Below are 25,086 nucleotides of genomic sequence, written 5' to 3' on the forward strand. Positions count from 1 at the left end.
GTTGCGCCAGCCGGGCGCGAAGCCTGCTGGTCGACCACCGTTGGCGAACAGCGGGCACAGAATATTCATGTCAATGACAGCATCGACCTGGAGGGTTTTGTCGGCATGCGTACGGCCCGCGATGCCACCCTCGGGGTTCCGGCGCTGCTGATTCCGGCGATTCAGGTCAATATTCGGGCAGGCAACCTGCCGCCTGCGGATGATAGCGGGCTGTGCAGCCTGAAGATTCCGCTGAACCGGTTTTGAGCCGCCCTTTGTGGGAGCGAGCCTGCTCGCGAAGAGCTGGTTGGCGTTTTCGCGAGCAGGCTCGCTCCCACAAGTGTCGCGGCAATAAAAAATCCGGCCTGAGCCGGATTTTTAGTTAGCCTATCACTGCATCCACGGGGGTGGCGGCTCTTCAGCCTTGCTCGGTGGCGCATCATCGGCAGCACGTACCGCCTGACGAAAGGCTTCGTCCAGGCGAGCAGCTTCGATTTCGCGCATCACCCCGCCGACATCTGCCAGCTCGTCCGGTTCGTCAAACTCGCCCGTCAACACACTGCCAGGGTGCAAGGTGGCGGCTTCATAAAGCGCCCACATTTCCTTGGCGTATTTGGTCTTCTTCAGTTCCGGCGCAAAACGCCCAAAGTAGGAAGCCATGTTGCCCACATCACGCTCCAGCATGTTGAAGGCGTGGTTGTTACCCGCCGCATCAACCGCCTGGGGCAAGTCGATAATCACCGGGCCGGTTGGCGTCAGCAACACGTTGAACTCGGACAAGTCACCGTGAACCAGCCCCGTGCACAGCATCAACACGATTTGCTGGATCAGGAACGCGTGGTACTCACGAGCCTGATCCGGCTCCAGCACCACATCATTGAGGCGCGGAGCGGCATCGCCGTACTCATCCGCCACCAGCTCCATCAACAGCACGCCTTCCAGGAAGTCGAACGGTTTGGGAACCCGCACACCCGCACCGGCCAGGCGAAACAACGCCGCGACCTCAGCGTTCTGCCAGGCATCTTCGGTTTCTTTACGACCGAACTTCGAGCCCTTGGCCATCGCTCGAGCCTGACGGCTGTTGCGAACCTTGCGACCCTCCTGATATTCGGCAGCCTGGCGGAAACTTCGTTTGTTGGCCTCCTTGTAAACCTTGGCGCATCGCAGCTCATTGCCGCAGCGGACTACGTACACAGCTGCTTCCTTGCCACTCATGAGTGGGCGCAGCACCTCGTCGATCAGACCGTCTTCGATCAGGGGTTCTAAGCGTTTTGGAGTCTTCATCAGCTTTTATTGTGGGTCCTTTATTACCAAACACGCGAATGTCATTCGTTATACGGCAATCCACTCACCACGGGGAGAGGGCAAACGATTTGAATGATAGACGAGCAACACGTTTTGAGCACCGACTTAACTCTGACGAAACAAGTCGCCCGGGGTAAAACCGAACATCTTTTTAAACGCCGCGATAAACGCCGAGGTTGATTCATAGCCGCAAGACAACGCCGCCCGCGTGACATGGCCGCCCTCCTCCAGCACCTGTAGCGAAGACAGAAGCCGCGCTCGCTGACGCCAGCGACGAAAGCTCAAGCCTGTTTCACGCTGAAACAAACGCATCAGGGTTTTTTCAGACATGCCCAGACGTTCCGACCACAGGCCCAGGTTCGCCTCGGCATCAGGGTTTTCGATCAGCTCGTTGCACAGCACCAGCAAACGCTCATGGCGGGGCAACGGCAGCGAAAAACCGACCTCGGGCAGGCTTGCCAACTGGTCCAGCAACACTGTCACCAAGCGTTGCTCGCTGCTGTCACCCTCGGGGTAGTCGACGGGCAGCGCGCAAAAAGTTTTGATCAGCTCCCGCGCCAGCGGCGTGACCTCCAGCACCCGGCACTGTTCGGGCGCCCACTGGCAGTCCTCGCGGCGCACATACAGGCTGCGCATTTCAGCGCGCATCGAGGTAATCACCTCATGCTCGAGCCCGGCCGGAATCCAGATACCCCACTGCGGCGGCGCAAAAAAACTGCCTTCGTCAGTATGCACACCCAGCACACCACTGATCGCGTACGAAAACTGCACCCAATCGTGACGATGGCGCGGCGTCCACGAGCCCGCGCCCAAGCTCTCGGCCCGGGCATACAGCGGCCGTGGCAAGGCATCGAGCACCGGGATGGCACGCGGCAGCCCACGTTGTCCGTTTGGCGGCATTGATTGGCCTTATATCGCAAGACGTCAGATACCGCCGACGTTAGGCTAAGTCATCAATTCTTACAATGTTGCGGTGCCGACAATGCCTGTGCTCAAACATCTCAAACGCATGCTCACCGACTGGTTTCTGTGCGGCATGCTACTGGCGACATTTCTGGCCTATGTGTTTCCGCATTTCGGCAGCACTGGCGGCGCCATGCACGCTGAATGGGTGATCAACATCGGTGTGTTTCTGGTGTTTTTCCTGCATGGGGTCAACCTGTCCAGCGAACAGATCAGCCACGGCCTGAAAAACATCCGCCTGCATTTCATGGTGCAGGGCTTCACCTTTATTGTCTTCCCGCTGATCTGGGTGATTGCTAACAAGCTGCTGGGTGCCCATATCCCGCCGTTGCTGATGCTGGGGTTTTTCTACCTGTGCGCCCTGCCCTCGACCATCTCCTCGTCGGTGGCACTCACCGGCAGCGCAGGCGGCAACGTGCCAGCGGCGATTCTCAACGCCAGCCTGTCCAGCGTGCTGGGGATTTTCCTGACGCCATTGCTGGTCAGCTTTGTGGTCGGCAGTGGCGCGGGGGGCATTGACCTGGGCTCAACCCTGCTCGACCTGTGCGCCATGCTGTTGCTGCCACTGGTGCTGGGCCAGTTGGTACGCCCGCTGTGCGGACGCTTTTTTGCCCGGCACAAGCGCTACACCAATATCTGCGACAAGGTGGTGATCCTGCTGCTGGTTTACGCGGCGTTCTGCAACTCGATGGTCTCGGGCATGTGGCAACAGCAGGGCAGTTCGGTGATCGTCAGTGCCTTGGTCGGCAGTGCGATCCTGTTGGCGCTCATCCTGTGGTTGACCACTCGCACCGCCCGCGCCCTGCGGTTCAGCACCGCGGATGAAATTGCCGCGGTGTTCTGCGCCAGCAAGAAATCCCTGGCGGCAGGGGCGCCGATGGCGGCGTTGATCTTCGGCGCCAATCCGGGGCTGGGCCTGATTTTGCTGCCGATCATGATCTACCACCCGCTGCAGTTGATCGTGTGTTCGGTGATGGCCGAGAGTTATGCCACGCGCAGTCGGCAAGCAGTCGGGGCCCCGGTTCCGGCGTAACGTCTGTAGCCGCTGAGGAGCGAAGCGAGGCTGCGATCGGTCGCGAAGCGATCGTAAATCCTGAGAACCGGGAGCACCTGACACTCCGCACAACCTGACTTTACGACGACTTCGTCGCCGATCGCAGCCTCGCTTCGCTCCTCAGCGGCTACAAGGGCTCTGAAAGTCTCCTACCGTTCAATTATTGCAGTAACGCCCTGCCCACCTGCCGCGCAGATCGAGATCAGCCCTCGTCCCTGCCCGGCGGTGGCCAGCAGCTTGGACATGTTGGTCACGATACGTCCTCCCGTCGCCGCAAACGGGTGCCCCACCGCCAGTGAACTGCCCTTGACGTTGAGCTTGCTGCGGTCAATCGAGCCCAGCGCTGCATCAAGCCCCAGCCGGCTTTTGCAGTAAGGCTCGTCCTCCCAGGCCTTCAAGGTGCACAGCACCTGCGCGGCAAATGCCTCGTGAATCTCGTAGTAGTCAAAATCCTGCAAGGTCAGGCCATTACGCGCCAGTAGCCGTGGGACGGCATATACCGGTGCCATCAGTAACCCTTCTGCACCGTGTACGAAATCCACAGCCGCTGTTTCACCATCGCGCAGATACGCCAAAACAGGCAGGCCGCGCTCCCTGGCCCATTCTTCGCTGCCGAGTAAGACCGTTGATGCACCATCGGTCAGCGGCGTGGAGTTGCCCGCCGTCAACGTGCCCTTGGCGCTGCGATCGAACACCGGCTTTAGTGCAGCGAGCTTTTCCAGGGTCAGATCGGCGCGCAGGTTGTTATCGCGGCTCAAGCCCATAAATGGCGTCAACAGGTCGTCCTCCCACCCGGCGTGATAAGCCGCCGTCAGCGCTTGATGGCTGTGCAAGGCCAGTTCATCCTGCTCAACCCGGGGAATGTTCCAGGTTTGCGCCATCAACTCGCAGTGCTGGCCCATCGACAGCCCGGTACGGGGCTCGCCATTACGCGGGAACTCGGGTTTCAAAAAGCCCGGGCGCAGTTGCAGCATGGCCTTGAGCTTGTCGATCGGTGCCTTGGTGCGATTGAGCTGCAACAGCCATTTGCGCAGCCCATCATTGATCCCGATCGGTACATTGGAGGCGGAGTCCACGCCACCGGCAATTCCGCACTCGATCTGCCCCAGGGCAATCTTGTTGGCCACCAGTAATGCCGCCTCAAGCCCGGTACCGCAAGCCTGCTGCAGGTCATAGGCCGGGGTTTGCGGCGACAGGCGCGAGCCCAGCACGCACTCGCGGGTCAGGCTGAAATCCCGCGAATCCTTGAGCACCGCCCCGGCCACTACTTCGCCCATGCGCAACCCGTGCAGGTTGTATCGCTCGATCAGCCCTTCCAGCGCCGCCGTCAGCATGTCCTGATTACTGGCAGTCGCATACGGCCCGTTGGCGCGAGCAAACGGGATTCGGTTACCACCAATAATTGCTACACGACGCAGACTCATACGATTCCCCCTATTCTCTTAAATCCATTGATCGTTACTAGCGTAGGCCTTATCGCTGATAACGAACGACCACGGCCTGTTTGTGGTCAACCCTTTGAACCCCACCTGTCGGAGAGTGTTCCATGTCAGACCGTTATATCGACTTCGTCAACTCATCCCTCGGCCAGCGACTGGTCGGCGCGTTGGGGCTGCCGTCACCGGGACGACTGGAACGTTGGCAGGCCGGACGGCTGCGCCCTGTCGAAGGACCGCTGCTGATTGGCGGCGGTGCTTTGGCAGGCCACGTAAGCCAATTTGCCAGCAAACTCACCGATGCCGTATTCAGCTACGGCCCCGAACCCTTGCACGCCACACCGTGGATTCCGGGCCAGGGGCCGAAGCTCAAGGCTGTGGTGTTCGATGCCAGCGAGCTACTGCACACCGATCAGCTCAAGCAACTGCGCGAATTCTTTCAACCACTGCTGCGCAATCTTGAACATTGCACCCATATGGTGATCCTGGGCCATGCCCCCGAAACACTAAGCGACCCTTTTGCTGCCAGCGCCCAACGTGCGCTAGAGGGGTTCAGCCGTTCGCTGGCCAAGGAGTTACGCAACGGCAGCACCTTGCAACTGCTGTATATCGGCGAGGGGGCCGAGGATCAGCTTGAGGGTGCACTGCGTTTTTTTCTGTCCCCAAAAAGTGCCTTTATCAGCGGCCAGGTGCTGCGCCTGACGGCCTGCGCCAACCAGGTGCAGGACTGGACCCGCCCCCTGGCCGGGCGCAAGGCGCTGGTTACCGGCGCTGCCCGTGGCATTGGCGCCTCGATTGCCGAAACCCTGGCCCGGGATGGCGCTGAATTGATCCTGCTCGACGTACCGGCCGCCAAGAGCGATCTCGATGCACTGGCCGCGCGTCTGGGCGGACACAGCATCGCGCTGGACATCTGTGCCGCCGATGCCGCAGAACAACTGATCGGGCAACTTCCCGATGGCGTCGATATCCTGGTGCACAACGCCGGGATCACCCGCGATAAAACCCTGGCCAATATGACCCCGGAATTCTGGGACTCGGTGCTCGCCGTTAACCTCAACGCCCCGCAAGTGCTGACCAAGGCCCTGCTCGACAGCGGCAGCCTGCGCGATAACGGCCGGGTAATCCTGCTGGCGTCCATCAGCGGTATCGCCGGCAATCGCGGCCAGACCAACTACGCCGCCAGCAAGGCCGGTTTGATTGGATTGGCTCAAGCCTGGGCGCCGCTGCTGGGCGAGCGTGGCATCAGCATCAATGCCGTGGCCCCGGGTTTTATCGAAACCCAGATGACCGCGCATATTCCCTTTGCCCTGCGCGAAGCTGGCCGGCGCATGAGCTCACTGGGCCAGGGTGGTCAGCCACAGGACGTCGCCGAGGCCGTGGCCTGGCTCGGCCAGCCGGGCTCGGGCGCGGTCAGCGGCCAAGCGCTGCGGGTGTGCGGGCAAAGCATTCTGGGAGCATAAACATGAGCGTAAAATGGCTCGATCTCAGCACCCTGCCGCACTTGCCAGCGCTGTACGCGCACGCGGCCGCCCGGCGCAAGATCACCGGCAGCACCTTGCCAGAGCAAGGCTTGCGCTGTTGGGTCGAGGTTGAGCCCAAGGCACTGGCAGCCTTTCGCGATGTGTGCGATCTGGTGCCAAGCCCCTTGCTGCCGCCCACTTATCCGCACATCCTGGCTTTCGGGCTGCAAATGCAGTTGCTGACGGCCAAGGACTTTCCTTTCCCGTTGCTCGGGCTGATTCATCTCAACAATCGGATCCGGGTATTGCGCCCCATGGGCAGCGTGACGCGACTGCGTATCGGGGTATATGTGCACAACCTGCAAAAACACCCTAAAGGAGCGACCTTTGAGGTGATCACCCAGGTGGACGATCTGCTGGGGCCGTTATGGGAGGCCGAAAGCACCTTGCTATGCAAGGGCGTCGAGCTGCCCGGCGAATTGCCACAAGCCACCGAGCCTGCGCCGGTGGTCCTGAGCGAACTGACCCGCTGGTATGCCCCCGCCGACATTGGCCGGCGTTACGCCAAGGTCTCGGGCGACTACAACCCCATCCACCTCAGTGCTGCCAGCGCCAAATTGTTTGGCCTGCCCAGTGCGATTGCCCACGGCCTGTGGATAAAAGCCCGGGCCCTGGCGGTACTCAATTCGCACCTGCCGGCGGCCAATGTAGAGATTGTCGTCGCATTCAAAAAGCCGGTGCGCCTGCCCGGCGAAGTGATTTTGCTCAGCAGTGAGGCGGGATCCAGTGGCGACTTCCAGCTCAACGGGCATGACGGCCTGGTGCATATGGTCGGCAACTGGCGACCGGTCAGTTAAACAGCACAACTTCTGTAGTCGCTGAGGAGCGGAGCGAGGCTGCGATCAAGGACGCAGTCCTCGCAACCCCGCAGAGCCCAATTCATCATGAACACTGTGAGGCTGCATTGGCGAGGGCTGCGTCCTCGATCGCAGCCTTCGTTCCTCGTCAGCGACTACAAAAGATTGTTTGCCTCAGCAGCATTGGGCCTGCGCCTTTCACTTGCACCAATCCCCGTTCGGTCGCAAGCTTTGCGCCTTCTGGAGAACACGCCCGCAATGAACCTCGAAGAAATTACCCGGCGCATGCATCGCATCCGCGATAACAACGACTGGAAGCAGTTCCACAGCCCGAAAAACCTGGCCATGGCCGCCAGTGTCGAAATGTCCGAGCTGGTGGAAATCTTTCAGTGGTTGAGCGAAGACCAGTCCCGCCAGCTTCCTGCCGACAAGCTCGCTCACGCGGGCCAGGAGGTGGGCGATATCGTGTTGTATCTGGTGTTGCTGTGCGCTGAACTGGGGCTGGACATGAATGAAGTTGTACTCGGCAAACTGGCCGACAATGAAAGGCGTTTCAATAAATGAGTGACCGTCACTTCGATCAACTGGCCACCCGCTTCGCCGAGAAAATCTACGGTGGGGCCAAGGGTGCAATTCGTCTGGCCGTGCTACAGGCCGATCTGCAGGAAGCCCTGCCCAAACGCCCGTTGCGGGTGCTGGATATCGGCGCCGGGCTGGGCCATATGTCTTTGTGGCTGGCCCAACAAGGCCACGATGTGACCCTGGCCGAACCCGCCGCGCCGATGCTTGAAGGCGCACGCCAGCGCTTTGCCGAGGCGGGCCAGAGCGGCACGTTCATTCAGGCGCCGTGGCAGGAGCTGCTCGGCCAACTGACCGAGCCCTACGATCTGGTGTTATGCCATGCCGTGCTGGAATGGCTGGCCGAACCCCACGCCATCCTGCCGGTGCTGCATCAATTGACCGCCAAGGATGGCTGGTTGTCGCTGGCGTTTTACAACCGCGACGCGCTGATCTATCGCAACCTGCTCAAAGGTCACTTTCGCAAAATGCGCAAGAACGACATGGCCGGTGAAAAACAGAGTCTCACCCCGCAGCAGCCCCTTGATCCACGGGAACTGGCCACCGCCCTGGAAGGCCTGTGGCAGGTCGAAACCCGGAGCGGCGTGCGGGTCTTTCACGACTATATGCCAGTAGAATTCCAGGCCCGCGCCGAGCTTGAAGCCCTGGTTGAAATGGAGCTGGCCCACCGTCGCCATCCGGCGTTTGCCGGGCTGGGACGTTATCTGCATTGGGTGTGTCGCCCGGTTTAAATCGCCCTGCGGGGGAGACCATGATGTATCGCCGCGTTGCCTTGATTGTTTTGAGCCTGGGGCTGGGCGCTTGCCAAAGCCCCAACCCTTACACGGCCACCTCCATGCCCATGCCACCGGCCCCGGCACAGGCGGCCAATGCCCTGGATTTGAGTGCCTACCCGGCCCCGCCAAGGGATTATGGACGCTACCAGAGCTGGGCCTGGCTCAATGGTCGCCTGCCGGTTGGCACGGCATGGGCTGACTCGGCACAAATCGCCGAAGCGGTGAACAATGCCCTCGACCAACGCGGCTTGCGCCCGGCACAACCCAACCGTCCAGCGGATCTTTGGGTCAGTGCTGATTTGCACACCGAAAAACGCTTGCGTCAGGTGCAGGACGACTATGGTTACGGGGCTGGCTACGGCAGTGGTTACGGCCGCTACGGCAGTCAATATGGCATGTATAACTCCGTACCCGTCATACGCACTTACGAGGTTGAGGTCATGGTGGTGCGACTCAACCTGTATGACGGCAAAACTGGCCAGCCGGTGTGGAGTTCCAGTGCCGAAACCAGCAGCAAAGGCAGCCTGAGCGAACGCAGTGACGCCCTGCGCGAATCACTGAACAAGGCAGTGCAGGCTTACCCTCCTCATTGAGTCTCAATAGTGAAGTGGAGAAATCATCATGATTCGTCGCATTGCATTACTGGGCCTGGCCCTGCTGCTCAGTGCCTGCGAAACCATGCAGGTCAGCCATGATTACAACCCTGCTGTCGATTTCGCCAAGTTCCGCACCTGGGCCTGGAAAGACCCTGCGGTGCAGTACCAGCCCAACAACCCGATGCTCAGAAGCGACCTGACCGAGCAGCGGATTGTCCAGGCCGTGAGCAGCCAGTTGGACCAGCGCGGCCTGCGCCCGGTAGCGGCAGGCAGCAAGCCGGACTTGCTGGTACAGGCCTGGCTGATCGTGGCCAACCGCCAGGAGCAAGTGGTCACCAACTACGGTTACGGTGGCCCCTGGGGCGGGCCGTGGGGTGGTTACTGGGGTGGCCCGTGGGAAGGTTATTGGGGCGCACCGATGTATAACGAAACCCGCAACGTGGTCTACCAGGTTGGCACGCTGCAGATCGACCTGATCGATGCCAAGGACGGCAAGCTGGTATGGCGCGGCAGTGCCGAAAAAGTCATTGACAGCAGCCCGACCCCGACCGAACGCAGTGCGGCGATCAACGAAGCGGTGACCAAGATCCTGAGTACCTACCCGCCAAAGTAAGTTACACAGCACTCACTTGCTCACGATGTATATAAGTAAGTTGGTATTAATACTTTCGTGAGCAAGTTAGTTTTTACACTGTTTTTTTGATTGATCGTTCACATCGCGCTTATAAAAACTGGCAACTGGCCAGCGCACTGCTCACTTCTTGTCTACACTCGCTTGAACTTTGGAGAGTTAGCGCTGGGCACTGTTCCAGCATCAGGAGTGCTCGATGTCTCCCCAACTACGCGGTATGGGTTTCAATGGTCCCCGGCAACAGCATGGCGCAATCGGCCTGATGGCTGCCGTGACCCTGGGCATGGTGCTGCTGTTTATGCTGCTGGTGGTCGACAGCGGGCGCCTGTATCTGGAGCAGCGAAAATTGCAGCGGGTGGCGGATATGGCTGCGCTGGAGGTGGTTAGTCGGGGAGGCAATTGTAAACTCGGTACTGCCAAGAGCTACACAGAAGAGAGCGCCATACGTAACAGCTTTACGCCCATCGGGCTGCAAAGTATAACTCCAACGTGCGGAACCCTGACTACAAACGAGAAGAAAATACGTGTCTTCGAGCCGAGCATCGACAAATCCGGGGATGTTATCCAGGTTGTCGCCAAGACCACCGTGCCTACCAGCGTGGCCGGGGGATTGTGGAGTGCTTTGTCTAAAGGTACGTTTGAATTTAATACGAAATTACAGGCGACTGCGGTGGGGGCCAAATCTGGCTCACCGCTGGCGCAGTTGACTATTCGCAGTTCGCTACTAACCATCGACAGTACTCAATCTCTTATTCTGGACAAACTTGTCGGCGGATTTCTGGGGGGTTCAATAACAGCAGGCGCAGTGTCCTGGCAGGGACTAGTGGATACAAATATAAATTTACTAAGCTACTTCAATCAGCTGATTTCACTGAACACAAAAATTGCAAATTATGAACAACTATTAAAAACAGACATCGAAATCAAACAACTTCTGGATGCAGCCATTACAGTACTGCGAAGAAACGGACCCACTGCTGATGTGGCAGCCAATAGCCTCGCAGCAATAAGTGCGATCGTTGACCCTGCCAAGTTATTAAAAATAGGGGACTTAATCAACATCCAAAGTGGAACACCCAATGCCGGCCTTGATACAAACTTGAGAATCTTCGATCTACTACAAGGCATAGTCCAGCTTTCGGGCCAGCAAAGTGGCGCAACTGTCAACTTGCAAATCGACCCTTTCAAAATCGCTAACATTAACGTCTACACCAAAATCATCCAACCACCTCAGCTTTCTGCAATTGGCAACCCCGCACTAATAAACAATAACCCAACAGGGCCTAATCAGATATCGGTCCGTACAGCACAAGTACAAACACGAGTACAGATAGGCCTCTCCGTACTCGATGCCTTACAACCTCTCATAAGCCTGCTTACTGATATTGTGTCAACCGTCACGAGCATTGTCGGAAAACTTCTCGAGTTAAATTTAGTAGGCGCTGTCAAATGCATACTTAGCTGCGAGTCCGTCAATGCCATAACTCTAGTTAATGACATAAGTATCTACATAGAGGTTGCCAGCGCTAACAGCTATGTTACGGACTACCGATGCACCAGTAATACGTCAAAAAGCTTGACCGCCCAAGCTAACACTGCTGTCGCCAAAGTGAGTATCGGAGCCTCTCCTCAAACGGGTTTTTTTCCACCAATAGACACACAAACCAACAGTTTCACTATCACACCAGTGAAGCTCTTAAATATCAATCTCAAAACATGCGCAGCACTAGGGCTTGGTGGTTGCAAAATAGGCATCGGCGATGGTGGCAGCTTTAATTTAAAAGTCCAAACAAATATAGGGCAAACCACCAAAAGCCTAACATACAACTCCCCCCAACTTCAGAACATCAACCAGCTTACTTACTACCAAACCTTTGGCTCGAACGCCAATGTCCTATCCATTGGAAGTCCTCCGGATAGCATCATAACGACCTCATATACTCCACCCGCTGGAAAATCAGTCACTAACACTCTACTTCAAGCGGTCGCAAGTTTTATAACAACGCTCAACACGAATATAGTTACGGCCTTAAATAATGTTTTAGCCTCTTTAGTCAACCCAATTCTCAACACGTTATTAAAAGCATTGGGCGTGAATGTTGCTGTCGCAGAAGTCGGCGCCAACCTCTCCTGCAACCAGGGCGGCCGCGCCCAGCTGGTGCTTTGACCTAAAGGGAGTGCAATACCTTGTGGGAGCGGTCTTGCTCGCGATTCAGGCACCTCGGTACATCTGATATACCGAGGTGATGCAATCGCGAGCAAGCCCGCTCCCACATGAAGGGTGGAACGCTGAATTCAGGCTGCAACCACCGGCAACTCCACACAAAACCGCGCCCCATGCTCGCTATTGCTGACACTCAACCGCCCGCCCATATTGTCGATAATGCCGTAACTCACAGACAACCCCAGACCGGTGCCCAGGCCAATGGGCTTGGTGGTGAAGAACGGTTCGAAGATCCGCTCCAGCAGCCGCGGGTCGATGCCACCCGCATTGTCATCCACCCACAGGCGCACACTCTGCGCATCGGACTCAACACTCAGGGCTATCCAGGGCTCAAAGTCGCGGTCAGTTTCACGCTTGCTCATCAGTGCATCACGGGCATTGACCATCAGATTGATCAACACTTGCTCCAACTGATCAACATGGCCGCGCACCTGCACAGCACAAGCCTGGCCCTCACTGCGCAATTGCACGCCCTTGCCCTTCAAACCTTCGCCGAGCAAAGCTACGGAGCCTTCCATGGCCTGCGCCGGGTTGAACACTTGCTGTTCGATTTCGGAACGCCGGCCAAACACCCGCAAGTGGTCTACCACCCGCGCCGCACGCTGGATTTGCCCGTCGATACGGCTGAGTTTGTCTTGCAAATAGTCAATCTGCGCATCGCCATTGCTCAGGCGCTTGAGCACGTTGACCACAGCCATGCGCATCACGTTCAGCGGCTGGTTGATTTCATGCGCCAGCCCCGTGGCCATTTCGCCCAGGGTGGCCATTTTCGCGCTATGGGTCAGTTGCTGCTGCGAACGGCGCACTTCAGTGTTGTCGCGGCCCACGGCCTGCACTTCAAGCAAGTTGCCCTGGTCGTCGAAAATGCCCCGGTCCGACCATACCCACCAGGCATATTCACGACCCGGCAGTTGCAGGCTGATTTCCGCCGTGCTGACCGGCGCCTGGGGGGTCAAGCTGGCAATACGCTGCACAAAGGCCTCGCGCTGCTCTGTGGATAACCAACTGCTCAGGTTGATGCCCGGCAGTTGCGCAGTGGTGCATTCCAGGTAGCTGGCCAACGGCTGGTTGCCGAAGGTCAGGGTCAGGTCGGGCAGGTAACGGCAGATCATGGCAGGTGAGTCTTCAACCAAAATCCGGTAGCGTTCCTCGCTGTTTTTGACCCGCTCGGCCGCTTCGGTGGCCTCGGTGATATCCAGCCACAAGCCAACCACTTCTACCGGCAAACCCAGGTCATTACGCAACAGCTTGGCTTCATCCAGCAACCAGTGATAATCACCGCGCCGATCGCGCAGGCGATAACGGTTGCGGGCGCTGCCTTCGCGCAGCAACTGCCGTGTACGGCCAAAAAACTGTTCGAGGTCGTCAGGGTGGACCCACTCGATCAGGGTTTCGCTGGTGCATTCTTCGAGCGTCCAGCCCAGCAAGGGCTTGAGGCTGTCACTGAAAAACGCCGGTACCAGCGCGCCTTCAACATAGCGCTGTACATAAATCACCGCCGGGGAGCTGGCGATCAGGTTGTCCAGCCGCGCATGGGCAGCCGCAACTTGTTGCTGCTGGTTCTTGATATCGCTGACGTCCAGCATAAAACCCACAATGCGCCGCCGGGTGCCGCTGCCCAGCACCTGGCCCTGGATCCGGTACCAGCGGGCAGGCTCTGTGCTCTGGGGTTGATGCACCCGGGCAAACAGCAATAATTCTTTGCCATGTTCCAGCAGTTCATTGAAGCGACCGCTGAGCTCATCCCGATCAGCCGGGTGAAACAACGCCAGCCATGCCTGACGGGTCATGGCCTGCGGCTCGGCCACTGCGTCCAGGTTTATCGCCAGTTGCGGAGCCAGTTCCAGCAGTTCGCTGGTGCTCGACCATTCCCACCAGCCGGTGCCCAGCAAGCCTTGCAGGGCCTCCATGCGCTCGCTTTGCTGCAGATGCTGCTGCTCACGCAAACGGTCCAGCAGCGGCGCGGCCAGGGCGGCGCACACCTGCATCCAGTCGCTTTCACTCATTTGCGGCCCGTGCAGGGACGCCGGGTAAAACCCCAGCATCAACCAGGCACACAAGCCTTGCTGGTCGCTGTAGGGCACCAGCACACCATCGGCATTGCCAAACAAATCGTTTAACCGCGGGTTGCCGTCGCGCTCGACCCGCTGGGGCGAGGTGCCCTCCAGCGGGTCGAGCAGGCTGCCCAGGTTTTGCTCGGGCAGCCACAATTGCGGCGCATCAAAGGCGTGATAAGTGCTGTGCATATACCAGGAAGCCTGCGGGTCTTCGCGCAACGCCAGGGCCATGCACGGCACACGCCCATGCTGGGCGACGCTGCGCAGTGCTTCGTGCATCACCTCGGGCAAGCGCAGCACGCTGCACTGACGCAATTGCCCGGCCAGCCCCAGAATCAGTTGCGTGCAGCGCTCGCGGCTACGGGCCTGCTCGCTACCCAGGCGCAGGTCGCTGATATCCAGCAACTGCAAAAGCCAGCCGTCGCCCTGTGGCTGAACCCAACCCCGGGTATGCACCACGCGCAGCCCCGCGCACTGGAAGTCCAGGTCAAGGCTATGGCCAACCCAGTCTGCCGGTACACCTTCAAGGGCCAGCGTACTGCCCGGCACCAGATAGCTCAGCAGCAGGCGCGGCGAGCCATCGCCGCTGCCGCGGGCCAGGCCGTAGCGTTGCAGGCCGTGAATCTCAATGACGTGCCCCTGCTGATCAAGCATCAGCCGGATACCCGCATGGGTGCGTGATTGCGGATCGGTAGATTCAGGCAAACGCTCGTCGGTCCGTCCCAACAAGCGCCCGAACAGCCCTTCACTTGTTGGCAAGTTGAACACTCGACACTGCTTGCAGTTGCGCCGGCAGATCAGGCACCTTGATGGCTCCCAATTTGAGCACCGGCATGATCGACTTCAAGTTATCGGTCTGCAGAGTGACAGTGGCACTCAGTATGCCATCTTCATATTTCGGCTTCATGCTCAGACCAGCGCGCACCGCAGTGGGTACCCACTCCAGCTTCTTGGCCAATACATCCCCAACCTCCTTTTTCAGCGCAACCTCGTAGTCGCTCGCATTAGGATCCACCGCCATGCCACGGCGCACTGCCTCGGCCGTCGCGTTGTTGAATGACTGCACCAGCAACAGCGGGAAGCTATAGCTGACAACGCCGTAGAGCACCGTAAAAAAAATCAAAAACACCAAAGCGAACTCAATCGCCGCCGCGCCCTTCTGCTTTTTGCCAAGACTTGTTTTCATGACTGCGTCTACCCTGACTGTCGACAGTAATATCATCATAGAATCATTGGTAAAAAACGGAGGCTCTTTACGTGATCCAGTTAGCTGTTGTGTTGCTGTGGTTTGTGGCGTGCTCCATTCAAGACCTGCTCCAGCGCCATATTTCCAACCTCCTGACCGCTGGTGGCGCAGCACTGGCTTTTCTGTACATGCTGTGGACCGGTCACACCTGGCTCGGGGCAAGCGCAGCCGAAGGTGGCTGGGCACTGTTGATCGCACTGGTACTGACTCTGCCCGGTTATGCCCTGAAAAAGCTTGGCGCCGGCGACGTAAAGCTGTTGATGGCCCTGGCGCTGGCAACCGATCGTCCGACAATTCTGGGGACCGTTATCGGTGCTGGCATCTGTAGTGGCATCTGGTGGTTTATCGCGTCAAAAATTCTGCCGTCAATAAATCAACGAGTTAACACACACTCATTTGCCAAATGTGTTCCAGAGTCAAAAAAGCTTCCCTTTGCACCCTTCCTGTTCGGAGGTTTTACCCTGACAATGGCCCTGCTTCGCTAGCCATTACGAGGGATTAATACCTTGTACATAGTCGTAAAGTAGGTCTACGTTTAACTCAATCGCCACAAGTAAGTGGACCAAGATGTCCCTGATTGGTTTACCAGGAAGGAGAACCGCGTGAACACGTCCAACCCCCTAATAAAAGTGCTCGTGGTCGACGATCAACCCTTGATTGTCGAAGAACTGTGCGAATTCCTTGAAAGCAGTGGCTACCGTTGCGTGCCTTGCAATACAACCCGTGAAGCCATTGATGCGTTTGTCGCCGATCCACAGATCGGCCTGGTGCTGTGTGACCTGCATATGCCCGACATGAGCGGCATCGAGCTGACCCAGCAGCTGCAAAAGCTGGCCGGTAAACACCGGGCCTTTGAAAGCATCCTGTTGACCGGTCGCGCCGATAAACAGGATGTGATCAAGGCTCTGCGCATTGGCATCGCCGACTACTATCAAAAGCCGGTTGACCTCAATGAGCTGCTCGAGGGCATCCAGCGTCAGGAAGCCATTTTGCGTGAACGCCACAAGAGCGATCAGTTGGGCCACCTGAACCAGAAATTGCAGTACCTGGCCGAGTCCATCGATGACCTGTACCAGGACATGGAATCCGCCCGGCGCCCTCCGCAAGCCGCCACTCATCCCTTGAACAGTCAGGAATCAGGCGAAGGCCACTGGCAACAGATCCCGACCATTTTCAAACAGCTGTCGCCGCGCCAGCTGGACGTCGCCAAGCTGGTGAGCAAGGGCCAGACCAACTACCAGATCGCCTGTGACCTGGGCATCACCGAAAACACGGTCAAGCTCTATGTGTCGCAAGTGCTGCGCCTGACCCATATGAACAACCGCACCCAGCTGGCTCTTGCCCTGTCGCCAAACGCCGCCGCCCACCGGCAAACTGCGCACTAACGGCTTACTGGCGTACCGTCACAATCGCTGGCAACACCTGTGGATCACAGGCTTGCCCGCGATAGCAGCGCACTTACTCCTTCTTGGCTTTGCCGCCCTCATCCTGTTTGTAGTATTCCGGAATCTCATGTTTATAGCTGTCCAGCCAACGCTGCAGGCTGAGCTCACGCTCCGCCGGAGTGGCCGTTTGGCGGATGGGCGACTGGACGCTGCCGCTCACTTGCAACTGCAGCCAGTTCTCGGTTTGCTGCTGGTTTTTTGGCGTAGGGCCAGGCTCGATAGCCAGCGCACCCAGCGGCATCAGGGCCAGCAGCACCCCCACACGAATCGATAAAGTCATGGCAAACCTCCAACGCGTTATTTGACGACAGCCACCTGATTGCTGGCGACCTTGGCTTGAGCCTTCAGCGCTTGTGCCCGGTACTGGGCATCACTCACCTGTTCGGGGGTTAAACCGGCGCGGGTTACCAGTTCTGCAGCCTGCTTCCACTGATCCTGATAAATCAGCAAGGTCACCAGATTCAATGCCGCCGGAGATTCGTCCTGTTTGAGCTCAAGCGCGGTCAAAAACTCGAACCGAGCCTCATCAACCCGCCGTTGATTGAGATAAACCACGCCCAGGTCATTACGGATCTTGGCATCGGTCGGCGCCATTTGTGCCGCACGCTCCAGGTGGGTGATCGCCTGAGCGTTATCGCCGTGCCCCGATGCCAGCTGGCCCAGACCATGTTCACCTTCAGCGGCCAGGCACGAGCCCAAAAGCCCCTGGTACAGCGGCCCAGCCTCATCGCGGCCCAACTGGCGATAGATCCGCGCCTTGCGCAGTTGTACCTGAGCAGATTTCTCAGGCAGGTTTTGCAGGTTGGCCAGGCTGGCGTGCAGCTTGCCTTCCTTGGCCATATCATCGGCCAGGTTCAGTGACAGCTCCTGGTCACCACTCAACTTGGTGCAACTGCCGCCCATGGCCATCCACGGCGGGTTACTCTGACCTCCAGTCGCACAGCCGCCCAGCATCAGCAGCCCGCATACGACGATGACAGCTTTCATGTTCATACCCCTGGTCAAGAGAGAAAGGCTCGCGAGATAGCGACAAAACTCGGCCCGGCCAAGACGATCATCAAAGCGGGGAACAGAAACACCATCATCACTACCGACATTTTGGCGGACATTTTGGAGATGTATTCCTCCATGCGGGTCAGACGACGGTCATCCAGCAGCTCCTTGAGTGCCTGCAATGACTTCATCGCGCCACCACCCTGCTGAATCAATTGCTGCAGAATCACGCAGGTGTCATTGAACTCGTCCACATCCAGCAGACTCGCGGTTTTGCTCAGTTCCTGGTTCAACTCCAGCCCCGAGTCGACCCGGGCCAGGACCACACGCAACTCACCGGTGAGCACCGGCAGCAAGTGCCGCGCTTCCTGGCTCAACACCCGCAACGCCTGTTCAACTGCCATACCCGACTCAAACAGAATGCGCAGCAACGGGATAAAGGTTGAAACTTCGATCGCCACTTCCTGTTGGCGCCTTTTTGCAGCATAGGCCAACAATCGCTTGGGGAGCAGATAGCCCAAAGCCAGGGAGAACAGCATCACCACCAGCAGATTGCCCGAACGCGGGAAAAACAGCTCATGGCCCAAAAACACCAGCCCGGCCAAGGCGATCGGGGTGCCGATCTGAAAGGCGGCAAACAGCGAACGCTGGCTGGCGGTACGCCAGCCGATGCGGTTGAGCAGGGTCTGGGTTTCACTGTCCATCGACACCGAGCGCTGGCCAAACTTGCTGTTGCCCACCGCCCGCATCCACAGGCTGAGCTTGCCGGGCCCGGTCTTGTCACCTTCCAGGCGTTGCATGACCCGTTGCTGGCTCATGCGGTCCTGGACCACGTTATTGATCAACAGCGCCATGGCGCCCAGGAGCAACACCACACAAATCAAAAAGGCCATGTCATACGCTCCGTACCATGCGCCACAGCGCCACACTGCCAACTATCTGCATGGCCATTGCGGTCAGAAGCATCTGCTGCCCTCCGCCGTCCTGCCACATCTTGAGCATGTAGCTGGGGTTGGTCACCATAAAGAACCCCACCACAAACACCGGCAACGCGCCCAAGACCAGCGCCGTCATCCGGGTTTCACCGGTCATGGCCCGCAACTTGCGCGCGCCCTGTTCCCGTTCGCGGATCAGCACGATCAGGTTCTCCAGCAGCTCACTGGCGTTGCCGCCGTAGCGATGGTTGACCTTCAGGCCCAGGGCAAACATGCGAAACTCGTCACGTTCATACAGTTCGGCAAAATCGCTCACAGCTTCGGGCAGACTCACCCCCATCTGCACGTTGCGCGACACCCGGCTGATGCTGCTCTTGAGCGGGTCACTGGACGCCTCGATCGCGGTCAACACCGCATCGGCCAGGGTGCGCCCGGCCTTGAGGCTGCGCACACAGTGGTCGAGCAATAATGGCAGTTGCTCAACCATGCGCCGAACCCGGCGGTGGTAGCGCCAGCTGACAAACAGCTTGACCAGCACCGGTGGCAGCACCAGCAACGCGAGGAAGAACACCCAGCCACCGATCAGGCCCGCCACTGTCACCGCGACGGCCCATAGCGACAGCCACAAGCCCAGGCGCTCTGAGGGACGACCCAGACCTGCCTGCAAAAAAGCCCTGTCGAGCCAAGCCACGCCCTGGATTTTCTCCATCAACTGCGGCTGGCCTTCACCCAGACGCTCCAAAACACGATCGGTCGTCGAGTCAGTCAAAACCCTATACACCAGACTTAGCGAAAACAGGGCTATCAAAAAGCTGAATATAAAAAGCAGTACGACAGGACTCATAAGCAGTGCCTCAGCCGTGGGCGTTCAGGACGGGATCACGACGCAACTTGTCGCTTGCCGGGTTCAAGGCTTCGCGCATAAAACCAAAGCCAGTGCGCTTGTCGAGGCGGAACAGGGTGTTGGTCACATACACATCGTCACGCACCCCCACCACTTCCAGCACTTCACTGACGCAACGGCGACCATCGGGCATGCGCGTCAGCTGGATAATCACGTCCAGTGCGGCGCAGATCATCTGGCGCAGGGTTTTCTCCGCCACCGTACGCCCGGTCAAACCCACCAGGGTTTCCAGACGCAGCAGAGCATCCTGTGCCGTGTTGGCGTGCACGGTGCTCATGGAACCATCATGACCGGTGTTCATCGCGGTCAATACATCGAGCACTTCCACACCACGGATCTCGCCGAGGATGATGCGATCCGGGCGCATCCGCAGGGCGTTGCGGATCAGGTCGCTGGATTTCACCTCGCCATGCCCTTCGGCATTGGGCGGGCGGGTTTCCAGGCGAACCACATGGGGATGGCCCAACTGCAATTCGGCCACGTCTTCGATGGTGACCAGACGTTCATGGGGGTTGATCAACTGGCTGAGAATATTGAGCAGCGTGGTTTTACCGGTACCGGTACCGCCGCTGATCAGGATATTGCAGCGCTTGCCCACCGCATCCTGAAAGAATTCATAGATCGCCTGGTCGATGGTCTGCATGGCGACCAGGTCGCTGCTTTGCAGCATGTCCTTGCGAAATTTCCGGATCGACAGGCACGGGCCATCCAGGGCAATGGGCGGAATGATCGCGTTGACCCGGCTGCCATCGGGCAGACGTGCATCGACCATCGGCGAGGACTCATCCAGACGCCGACCCAGCGGTGCCAGAATGCGCTGCATCACCCGCTCAACGTGATGATCGTCGATAAAGCGCAAGTCGCTCTGGCTGAGCCGCCCCTCGCGCTCGACAAACACCCGATGGGGGCCGTTGACCAGAATTTCAGTCACGGCCGGGTCGCGCAGCAGCACCTCGAGGGGGCCGAAACCGGTCAGTTCGTCGACGATCTCTTCGGCCAGTCGCTCCATCTCATAGCGGGAAATAGCCAGATGCAGGCGCGACACATACTCGGCCACCCGCTCGGTAACAAACTGGGCCAACGATACGCGGGAGCCTTCCAGCAGATTTTTCCCGGTCTCTTCGATGGCATCGATGATATAGCGGTGCAGCACCAGTTTCAGGCCGTCATGGTCCGCACGACCGTCCTTGTACAGACCTGAGCCAAACAGCTGATCATTGCTCATTTGGCCCCCCACAGGCGGTTCAGGTTCAGCCAGTTGCCCGATTTGGAAGTTGCTTGTTCAGGCACCTGTGAACGCAAGACCAGCCGCTCACCGAGTTTTTTCAGGGCCTGGCTCAGGGCTTCCCGCGGGGCCAGGTCAAACAGGGTGGTGGCCTGGTTCTTGGCATTGATGCGCAACTCAGGGCTGGGAGGGAGTGTCGCCATCACCGGCAGGCCAAAGCTTTTACCCAGGGCATCGGCATTGGGGGCAACGCCACTCATGTAGCGATCAATCAACAAGCCCGTATGCTCGAACTTCATGCCCTTGGCCCGCCAGCGGCTGAGCACGTCGAGGTTGCGACGGCAATCGAGCACGCTTTGGTCGGTGTACCACAGCAGGCTGTCGCAATGGGTGGCAAAGGTGCGCAGGGCTTCACTGTCGGGCTGACCGGTGAGGTTGACCACAATATGCCGGAAGTGCTGACGCAGGGCACTGAGCAACATATACAGCTCCGCCGCACTGGTTTGCTCAAGCGGCCCATCGCCGTCGCCGTGGGCCAGCACCCGCAGACCGTCCGGCGCGGCGGTGAAGGCACTGTCAATCAGGGTGCTGTCCAGGCGTCGCAAATGGCGCAGGGCATCACCGAAGAAGAACGAGCTTTCCAGGCCCAGCACGGCCAGGCCATCGCCACGGGGCACGCCCAGGTCCAGAAACAGGGTTTTTTGTTCCATCTTCTGCACCACCAGCCCCAGGTGGCTGGCCAGCAATGCACCATCGGCATTGCATTGCGCACTGAGCAGCACGCTCAGTCCACCCAACTGGGCATTGGGTGCCACGGGGGGCAGGCGCTTGCTCAGGCGCCGTACCAGCCCGGCTACTTCACTGGACCGCGAACCGTAGGCGACAAAATCCCTCGCCCCGGCGCGCATGGCATTGAGCACCAGCTGGTTATCCATACCGTCGCCCAGGGCAACGATGGCCAGCATGGGCTTGGCTTCCAGCGCGCCTTCGATCAGCGCGCACTGGTTAACCACCTTGTCCCGATCCAGGCCCACAAAAATCAGGCCGGCAAACGTCACATCAACCAGGGCCAGCAGTTCATCCAGGCTACTTGTACCTGCACCCACCACTTGACCCAACGGCGCTAATGCTCCCTGCAGCCACTCAAGATCGGTGTTGTTGCGCGTCAGCGCGAGAAATGTCTGGCTTAGGCTTTGGCTCATTGAGATAACCCGCTGCGGCTATTGAATTTGCCGTTCTCCAGGAAATACAGGCGATACCAGTTAGGGTCGTAATTGCGCAATTGCTCCCCGGGCATCGTCGGCAGAGGCGCATTGGCAGCCAGTGGCTGAACCAGATGCGGCGTGACGATCATCAACAGTTCTTTCTCTTCACGACTGATATTGGAGTCGCGAAAAAAAGCGCCAAGAATCGGAATGTCGCCCAGCCCCGGGAATTTGTTGACCTGGGAGCTGTTGCGCGAACTGATCAAGCCACTGATCACAAAGCTTTCGCCATCGGCCAGGGAGATGCTGGTATCGGTGCGGCGAACCGTCAGGCCCGGGACCAGGGTGCCGGCGATATTGACCGCATTGGTGTAGTCCAGCTCACTGACTTCGGGGGCCACCTTGAGCATGATGCGATCACGACCCACCACGGTCGGGGTCAGCGTGAGGCGGATACCGAACTCCTTGTACTCGATCGATACGTTATCGCTGCCGCTGCTGGGCACCGGGATCGGCACTTCACCGCCGGCCAGAAAGGTTGCACTCTGCCCGCTCATGGCCACCAGGCTGGGACGCGCCAGGGTGTAGGCAAAACCGCTGCCTTCCAGGGCGTTGATCATGGCCTTCACCTTGCCGCCGCCAAAACCGATATTGAAATACTTGGCATTGGCCACCGGACCACCGGTGATGATCCCTTCAGCGGTGCTGAGGAATGAGCCCGGCGAGCCGAACAGGAAGTTGCTGCCCATGCCGAAGATCGAAGTACTAGCTTCCTGCAGTTTGGTACGGCTGACTTCGACAAACCGGATATCGGTTTGCACCTGCACCGGCAAGGTCGGGTCTTCGGAAGGCGGCAATGCCGTACCGGTCAACCCCGAAGCGGCCTTGCCCTTGACGAACAACATGGTCTGGTGCGGCTCTTTCGAACAGGCACTCCAGACCATCAGGCTGGTGGTGCCCGAGGCAATACCGGTGAGCAAAAAGGCATTTGGACCATTGGAACGAATATCGGCAATGGTGGGGTCGCCCACGGCAATGCGCGAAATATTCACCGGAAAACCCATGGCCTTCTGGGCCCCCTGGGCCACTTCCAGTACTGAGGGCAACGCGTTGAATGCCGCGCAATTCTCGCCTGCGGCCAAGGCCATTTGCAGGGGCAAGCTGCTCAGCAGCAGCGTCCAGACAGCACGTTTATAAAGTGGAGCGCAACGGTGGCTCATATTGGTTTTCCTTGTAGATAAGGATTTTTATTGGGCCTACTGCTGAGCCGTTTGATTGCCGCGGATCACTTCAATACCGCGCACCCGAGGGGCGACAGCGGGATTGCTGCTGACTGGCACTCTTGCCGGACTGGCCATAGCTAACTGGTTAAATTGATAAAGACTGCGCTTGGCATTCTCAAGATTAGTCGCAGATTCCTGCTCACCCGCCCAATATTTGCTCAAACGTTGCTCGTCGGCACTGCGCACGGCCAGACGCAGGGTGCCTGCCTGGGTCGCGAGCATCAGTTGATTGAGAAGAAGTTCAGGAACCGCCAGAACGGCGGAGCGCGCATTGATACGGCTTTGCTCTTGCTTGAGCGCTTCTTCGGCGTTTTTCGGCTGGCTCGCCAACTTGCCATCGCTGGTCAAGCCCAGCTCGCCGCCCACACTCAGCACTCGTACTGCCGGCAATACCACCTGGGCCGACTGCTGTGGATTGCCACTGTCCTGACGCAAGAACAGCAGGATATCGACGTAATCGCCGGGGCTGAGCTGCCCACCCGCAGCGGACACCTCGTCAATCATGACCCCCAGTGCGCGCTCATCCGGGCGAATCATGCGGGCCAGCGGCCCGCCCATTTCAAAACTTTGCTCACTGAGCCAGGTACCTGCACTCAGGCTGCGCCACGGGGTACGCCCCACCGCCTGATCGATGGCAGTCAGGCTGCCAGCAGGTGCGGTACGGAGTTTTTCCAGGGTCAGATCATCGGCCGTCAAGGCCACATTCGGGGGGACATCGCGCACCAGTACCACAACCGCCTGGCGGGTTTTGTCTTCAACTGCCGCTACACCTTGCTCTACAGACTGAGCCACCGGAACTTCGGCAACCGGCTGCTGTCGACTCAATACCAGCCCCCAGTATCCGGCGGCAATTGCCCCGACAAACAAAATGGCGGCCAGTATCAGACTGCGTCGATTGTTCATGCACAAACTCCCTTTATCACTGCGCACTGCAGACTAAAAAACCCATTCACAATCAGGTAGCTATGAACCTTTAATGCGTTTGCAACCAATCGCTATTTAAAAATAGCTCAGGTAAAGCAAAATGCCATTAGCGAACTAAAAAATCTCTAATCAATTGTGAATAGTTTGATTTGACACACATTTTTTAAACACTCATTTGGATTAATACTTTGTGATTAGTCCAATGATACAGTTGTGAGAAAGTCATTTATTGCCAATGCTGTGCTTGCAGATGGAAACCACCCTGCGCCCAAGTTACGCAGTGCCCGACCCGGCGCACTAAGGAGAAGTCAGATGATGTTAAATACTGTTCTGAAAGTGTATGTACCTGCCCAGGTATTTTTATCGCGCCAGGCCAGGTTGTTTGCAAAACGGACTGAAGGTGCTTCGGGTATCGAATACGCAATTATTGCGGCGATGGTGGCGGTGGTTATTGCTGGGCTATCACCTAAAGTACAGGAAGCAGTAACAACTATTTTCACTACTATAACAACCGGCCTAAACAAACCTGTGGCAGCAACTGGCGGTTAAACTTAACTAACCAACATGAGCTTAAAACATGCCCCTCTCCCCACCACGCCAACAACTACTTCTGGTGGATGACGAAGAGGACGCACTGCTGGAGTTGGCTGAGCTGCTGGAGGGCGAGGGCTTTTGTTGCTACACGGCAACATCAGTCAAACTCGCCCTTTCGCAGTTGACCCAACATCCGGATATTGCGCTGGTCATCACCGACCTGCGCATGCCGGAAGAGAGCGGTATGGCGCTGATCAAGCGCCTGCGCGAGCACACCTCGCGTCAGCATTTGCCGGTGATAGTCATTTCCGGGCACGCCGATATGGACGATGTCAGCGATCTTCTGCGCCTGCAGGTGCTGGACCTTTTTCGCAAACCCATCTACCACGTGCGCCTGCTCGACACCCTCGAAAACCTCTTCCCGAAGCCCACACAATTACACCTGGCCAGAACGTGACCCCCATAATGTAAA

25 protein-coding genes and 1 pseudogene are annotated in these 25,086 nt (G+C 58.3%); 13 read left to right on the plus strand and 13 right to left on the minus strand.

What is annotated here, in order from left to right; translation table 11 throughout:
- Positions 1-6: 6 nt before the first annotated feature.
- Positions 7-246 (plus strand): annotated as a pseudogene (locus tag CJU81_RS00085) (MBL fold metallo-hydrolase); the annotation flags it as partial.
- Between the two features lie 123 nt (positions 247-369).
- Here CJU81_RS00085 and CJU81_RS00090 read toward each other — a convergent pair.
- Together CJU81_RS00090 and CJU81_RS00095 are read right to left on the minus strand one after the other, a co-directional pair.
- Positions 370-1,263 (minus strand): PA4780 family RIO1-like protein kinase, encoded by an 894-nt coding sequence (locus CJU81_RS00090; protein WP_095035022.1) that lies wholly within the window; start codon positions 1,261-1,263, stop codon positions 370-372.
- A 126-nt stretch (positions 1,264-1,389) separates the two neighbouring features.
- Positions 1,390-2,184 (minus strand): AraC family transcriptional regulator, encoded by a 795-nt coding sequence (locus CJU81_RS00095; protein WP_095035023.1) that lies wholly within the window; start codon positions 2,182-2,184, stop codon positions 1,390-1,392.
- A gap of 82 nt (positions 2,185-2,266) precedes the next feature.
- On the opposite strand from CJU81_RS00095, the gene CJU81_RS00100 reads away from it, so the two are divergent.
- Positions 2,267-3,280: a bile acid:sodium symporter family protein gene (locus CJU81_RS00100; RefSeq protein ID WP_095035024.1), complete on the plus strand. Its 1,014-nt coding sequence runs from the start codon at positions 2,267-2,269 to the stop codon at positions 3,278-3,280.
- Positions 3,281-3,450: 170 nt separating this feature from the next.
- Here CJU81_RS00100 and CJU81_RS00105 read toward each other — a convergent pair whose 3' ends face one another.
- On the minus strand, positions 3,451-4,725 hold the full coding sequence (locus CJU81_RS00105) for an acetyl-CoA C-acetyltransferase (RefSeq protein WP_095035025.1): 1,275 nt from the start codon (positions 4,723-4,725) through the stop codon (positions 3,451-3,453).
- A 122-nt stretch (positions 4,726-4,847) separates the two neighbouring features.
- On the opposite strand from CJU81_RS00105, the gene CJU81_RS00110 reads away from it, so the two are divergent.
- The 7 genes from CJU81_RS00110 to CJU81_RS00140 all read left to right on the plus strand — a co-directional run bounded on the left by CJU81_RS00110 (position 4,848) and on the right by CJU81_RS00140 (position 11,806).
- Positions 4,848-6,200 (plus strand): 3-oxoacyl-ACP reductase, encoded by a 1,353-nt coding sequence (locus CJU81_RS00110; RefSeq protein ID WP_095035026.1) that lies wholly within the window; start codon positions 4,848-4,850, stop codon positions 6,198-6,200.
- A 2-nt stretch (positions 6,201-6,202) separates the two neighbouring features.
- Complete coding sequence (locus CJU81_RS00115) at positions 6,203-7,057, plus strand: MaoC family dehydratase (RefSeq protein ID WP_095035027.1); 855 nt, start codon at positions 6,203-6,205, stop codon at positions 7,055-7,057.
- A gap of 258 nt (positions 7,058-7,315) precedes the next feature.
- Positions 7,316-7,621: a nucleotide pyrophosphohydrolase gene (locus CJU81_RS00120; RefSeq protein WP_095035028.1), complete on the plus strand. Its 306-nt coding sequence runs from the start codon at positions 7,316-7,318 to the stop codon at positions 7,619-7,621.
- The gene (locus CJU81_RS00125; protein ID WP_095035029.1) at positions 7,618-8,367 is read left to right on the plus strand and encodes a methyltransferase domain-containing protein; all 750 of its coding nucleotides are present in this window, start codon (positions 7,618-7,620) and stop codon (positions 8,365-8,367) included. Before CJU81_RS00120 ends, CJU81_RS00125 begins: the two co-directional genes overlap by 4 nt.
- Before the next feature lie 23 nt (positions 8,368-8,390).
- Positions 8,391-9,005 (plus strand): DUF4136 domain-containing protein, encoded by a 615-nt coding sequence (locus CJU81_RS00130; protein ID WP_095035030.1) that lies wholly within the window; start codon positions 8,391-8,393, stop codon positions 9,003-9,005.
- Between the two features lie 28 nt (positions 9,006-9,033).
- Entirely contained in the window at positions 9,034-9,621 is a 588-nt protein-coding gene (locus CJU81_RS00135; RefSeq protein WP_095035031.1) for a DUF4136 domain-containing protein, read from the plus strand.
- Between the two features lie 214 nt (positions 9,622-9,835).
- Positions 9,836-11,806 (plus strand): pilus assembly protein TadG-related protein, encoded by a 1,971-nt coding sequence (locus CJU81_RS00140; protein ID WP_095035032.1) that lies wholly within the window; start codon positions 9,836-9,838, stop codon positions 11,804-11,806.
- 128 nt (positions 11,807-11,934) lie between these two features.
- Here CJU81_RS00140 and CJU81_RS00145 read toward each other — a convergent pair whose 3' ends face one another.
- Both CJU81_RS00145 and CJU81_RS00150 read right to left on the minus strand, forming a co-directional pair.
- A complete protein-coding gene (locus CJU81_RS00145; RefSeq protein ID WP_095035361.1) occupies positions 11,935-14,679 on the minus strand; it encodes a PAS domain-containing sensor histidine kinase in 2,745 nt (914 codons plus the stop codon).
- Complete coding sequence (locus CJU81_RS00150) at positions 14,666-15,106, minus strand: TadE/TadG family type IV pilus assembly protein (protein WP_095035033.1); 441 nt, start codon at positions 15,104-15,106, stop codon at positions 14,666-14,668. The genes CJU81_RS00145 and CJU81_RS00150 overlap by 14 nt, the downstream gene beginning before the upstream one ends.
- A 71-nt stretch (positions 15,107-15,177) precedes the next feature.
- Between CJU81_RS00150 and CJU81_RS00155 the strand changes: the two genes are divergently transcribed.
- Together CJU81_RS00155 and CJU81_RS00160 are read left to right on the plus strand one after the other, a co-directional pair.
- Positions 15,178-15,651, plus strand: a complete 474-nt coding sequence (locus tag CJU81_RS00155) for a prepilin peptidase (protein ID WP_095035034.1) — start codon at positions 15,178-15,180, stop codon at positions 15,649-15,651.
- A gap of 117 nt (positions 15,652-15,768) precedes the next feature.
- A complete protein-coding gene (locus tag CJU81_RS00160) occupies positions 15,769-16,551 on the plus strand; it encodes a response regulator transcription factor (protein ID WP_095035035.1) in 783 nt (260 codons plus the stop codon).
- Positions 16,552-16,624: 73 nt separating this feature from the next.
- Here CJU81_RS00160 and CJU81_RS00165 read toward each other — a convergent pair whose 3' ends face one another.
- The 8 genes from CJU81_RS00165 to cpaB are packed head-to-tail and all read right to left on the minus strand — an operon-like array spanning position 16,625 to position 24,059.
- On the minus strand, positions 16,625-16,891 hold the full coding sequence (locus tag CJU81_RS00165) for a DUF3613 domain-containing protein (protein WP_095035036.1): 267 nt from the start codon (positions 16,889-16,891) through the stop codon (positions 16,625-16,627).
- Positions 16,892-16,908: 17 nt separating this feature from the next.
- Entirely contained in the window at positions 16,909-17,598 is a 690-nt protein-coding gene (locus CJU81_RS00170) for a tetratricopeptide repeat protein (protein ID WP_095035362.1), read from the minus strand.
- A gap of 14 nt (positions 17,599-17,612) precedes the next feature.
- Positions 17,613-18,497, minus strand: coding sequence for a type II secretion system F family protein (locus CJU81_RS00175; protein WP_095035037.1), 885 nt, complete (start codon positions 18,495-18,497; stop codon positions 17,613-17,615).
- A 1-nt stretch (position 18,498) separates the two neighbouring features.
- Complete coding sequence (locus CJU81_RS00180; RefSeq protein ID WP_095035038.1) at positions 18,499-19,383, minus strand: type II secretion system F family protein; 885 nt, start codon at positions 19,381-19,383, stop codon at positions 18,499-18,501.
- Between the two features lie 10 nt (positions 19,384-19,393).
- Positions 19,394-20,668, minus strand: coding sequence for a CpaF family protein (locus tag CJU81_RS00185; protein ID WP_095035039.1), 1,275 nt, complete (start codon positions 20,666-20,668; stop codon positions 19,394-19,396).
- Positions 20,665-21,870 (minus strand): pilus assembly protein, encoded by a 1,206-nt coding sequence (locus tag CJU81_RS00190; protein ID WP_095035040.1) that lies wholly within the window; start codon positions 21,868-21,870, stop codon positions 20,665-20,667. The genes CJU81_RS00185 and CJU81_RS00190 overlap by 4 nt, the downstream gene beginning before the upstream one ends.
- Positions 21,867-23,093 (minus strand): type II and III secretion system protein family protein, encoded by a 1,227-nt coding sequence (locus tag CJU81_RS00195; protein ID WP_095035041.1) that lies wholly within the window; start codon positions 23,091-23,093, stop codon positions 21,867-21,869. Before CJU81_RS00195 ends, CJU81_RS00190 begins: the two co-directional genes overlap by 4 nt.
- Positions 23,094-23,129: 36 nt before the next feature.
- On the minus strand, positions 23,130-24,059 hold the full coding sequence (cpaB, locus tag CJU81_RS00200) for a Flp pilus assembly protein CpaB (RefSeq protein WP_016783552.1): 930 nt from the start codon (positions 24,057-24,059) through the stop codon (positions 23,130-23,132).
- A 333-nt stretch (positions 24,060-24,392) separates the two neighbouring features.
- On the opposite strand from cpaB, the gene CJU81_RS00205 reads away from it, so the two are divergent.
- Complete coding sequence (locus CJU81_RS00205; protein ID WP_095035042.1) at positions 24,393-24,629, plus strand: Flp family type IVb pilin; 237 nt, start codon at positions 24,393-24,395, stop codon at positions 24,627-24,629.
- A 28-nt stretch (positions 24,630-24,657) separates the two neighbouring features.
- Complete coding sequence (locus tag CJU81_RS00210) at positions 24,658-25,071, plus strand: response regulator (protein ID WP_095035043.1); 414 nt, start codon at positions 24,658-24,660, stop codon at positions 25,069-25,071.
- The last annotated feature ends 15 nt before the right edge of the window (positions 25,072-25,086 follow it).

It is taken from the genome of Pseudomonas fragi, from assembly GCF_002269505.1.
GTDB classification, from domain to species: domain Bacteria; phylum Pseudomonadota; class Gammaproteobacteria; order Pseudomonadales; family Pseudomonadaceae; genus Aquipseudomonas; species Aquipseudomonas fragi_D.

Coding starts and splice junctions, on each gene's coding strand:
- CJU81_RS00090 (WP_095035022.1), bottom strand. CDS start 1,263: ATGAAGACTCCAAAACGCTTAGAACCCCTGATCGAAGACGGTCTGATC.
- CJU81_RS00180 (WP_095035038.1), bottom strand. CDS start 19,383: ATGAGTCCTGTCGTACTGCTTTTTATATTCAGCTTTTTGATAGCCCTG.
- CJU81_RS00205 (WP_095035042.1), top strand. CDS start 24,393: ATGATGTTAAATACTGTTCTGAAAGTGTATGTACCTGCCCAGGTATTT.
- CJU81_RS00190 (WP_095035040.1), bottom strand. CDS start 21,870: ATGAGCCAAAGCCTAAGCCAGACATTTCTCGCGCTGACGCGCAACAAC.
- CJU81_RS00105 (WP_095035025.1), bottom strand. CDS start 4,725: ATGAGTCTGCGTCGTGTAGCAATTATTGGTGGTAACCGAATCCCGTTT.
- CJU81_RS00150 (WP_095035033.1), bottom strand. CDS start 15,106: ATGAAAACAAGTCTTGGCAAAAAGCAGAAGGGCGCGGCGGCGATTGAG.
- CJU81_RS00185 (WP_095035039.1), bottom strand. CDS start 20,668: ATGAGCAATGATCAGCTGTTTGGCTCAGGTCTGTACAAGGACGGTCGT.
- CJU81_RS00170 (WP_095035362.1), bottom strand. CDS start 17,598: ATGAAAGCTGTCATCGTCGTATGCGGGCTGCTGATGCTGGGCGGCTGT.
- CJU81_RS00100 (WP_095035024.1), top strand. CDS start 2,267: ATGCCTGTGCTCAAACATCTCAAACGCATGCTCACCGACTGGTTTCTG.
- CJU81_RS00115 (WP_095035027.1), top strand. CDS start 6,203: ATGAGCGTAAAATGGCTCGATCTCAGCACCCTGCCGCACTTGCCAGCG.
- CJU81_RS00140 (WP_095035032.1), top strand. CDS start 9,836: ATGTCTCCCCAACTACGCGGTATGGGTTTCAATGGTCCCCGGCAACAG.
- CJU81_RS00210 (WP_095035043.1), top strand. CDS start 24,658: ATGCCCCTCTCCCCACCACGCCAACAACTACTTCTGGTGGATGACGAA.
- CJU81_RS00095 (WP_095035023.1), bottom strand. CDS start 2,184: ATGCCGCCAAACGGACAACGTGGGCTGCCGCGTGCCATCCCGGTGCTC.
- CJU81_RS00130 (WP_095035030.1), top strand. CDS start 8,391: ATGTATCGCCGCGTTGCCTTGATTGTTTTGAGCCTGGGGCTGGGCGCT.
- CJU81_RS00195 (WP_095035041.1), bottom strand. CDS start 23,093: ATGAGCCACCGTTGCGCTCCACTTTATAAACGTGCTGTCTGGACGCTG.
- CJU81_RS00125 (WP_095035029.1), top strand. CDS start 7,618: ATGAGTGACCGTCACTTCGATCAACTGGCCACCCGCTTCGCCGAGAAA.
- CJU81_RS00110 (WP_095035026.1), top strand. CDS start 4,848: ATGTCAGACCGTTATATCGACTTCGTCAACTCATCCCTCGGCCAGCGA.
- CJU81_RS00165 (WP_095035036.1), bottom strand. CDS start 16,891: ATGACTTTATCGATTCGTGTGGGGGTGCTGCTGGCCCTGATGCCGCTG.
- CJU81_RS00135 (WP_095035031.1), top strand. CDS start 9,034: ATGATTCGTCGCATTGCATTACTGGGCCTGGCCCTGCTGCTCAGTGCC.
- cpaB (WP_016783552.1), bottom strand. CDS start 24,059: ATGAACAATCGACGCAGTCTGATACTGGCCGCCATTTTGTTTGTCGGG.
- CJU81_RS00175 (WP_095035037.1), bottom strand. CDS start 18,497: ATGGCCTTTTTGATTTGTGTGGTGTTGCTCCTGGGCGCCATGGCGCTG.
- CJU81_RS00120 (WP_095035028.1), top strand. CDS start 7,316: ATGAACCTCGAAGAAATTACCCGGCGCATGCATCGCATCCGCGATAAC.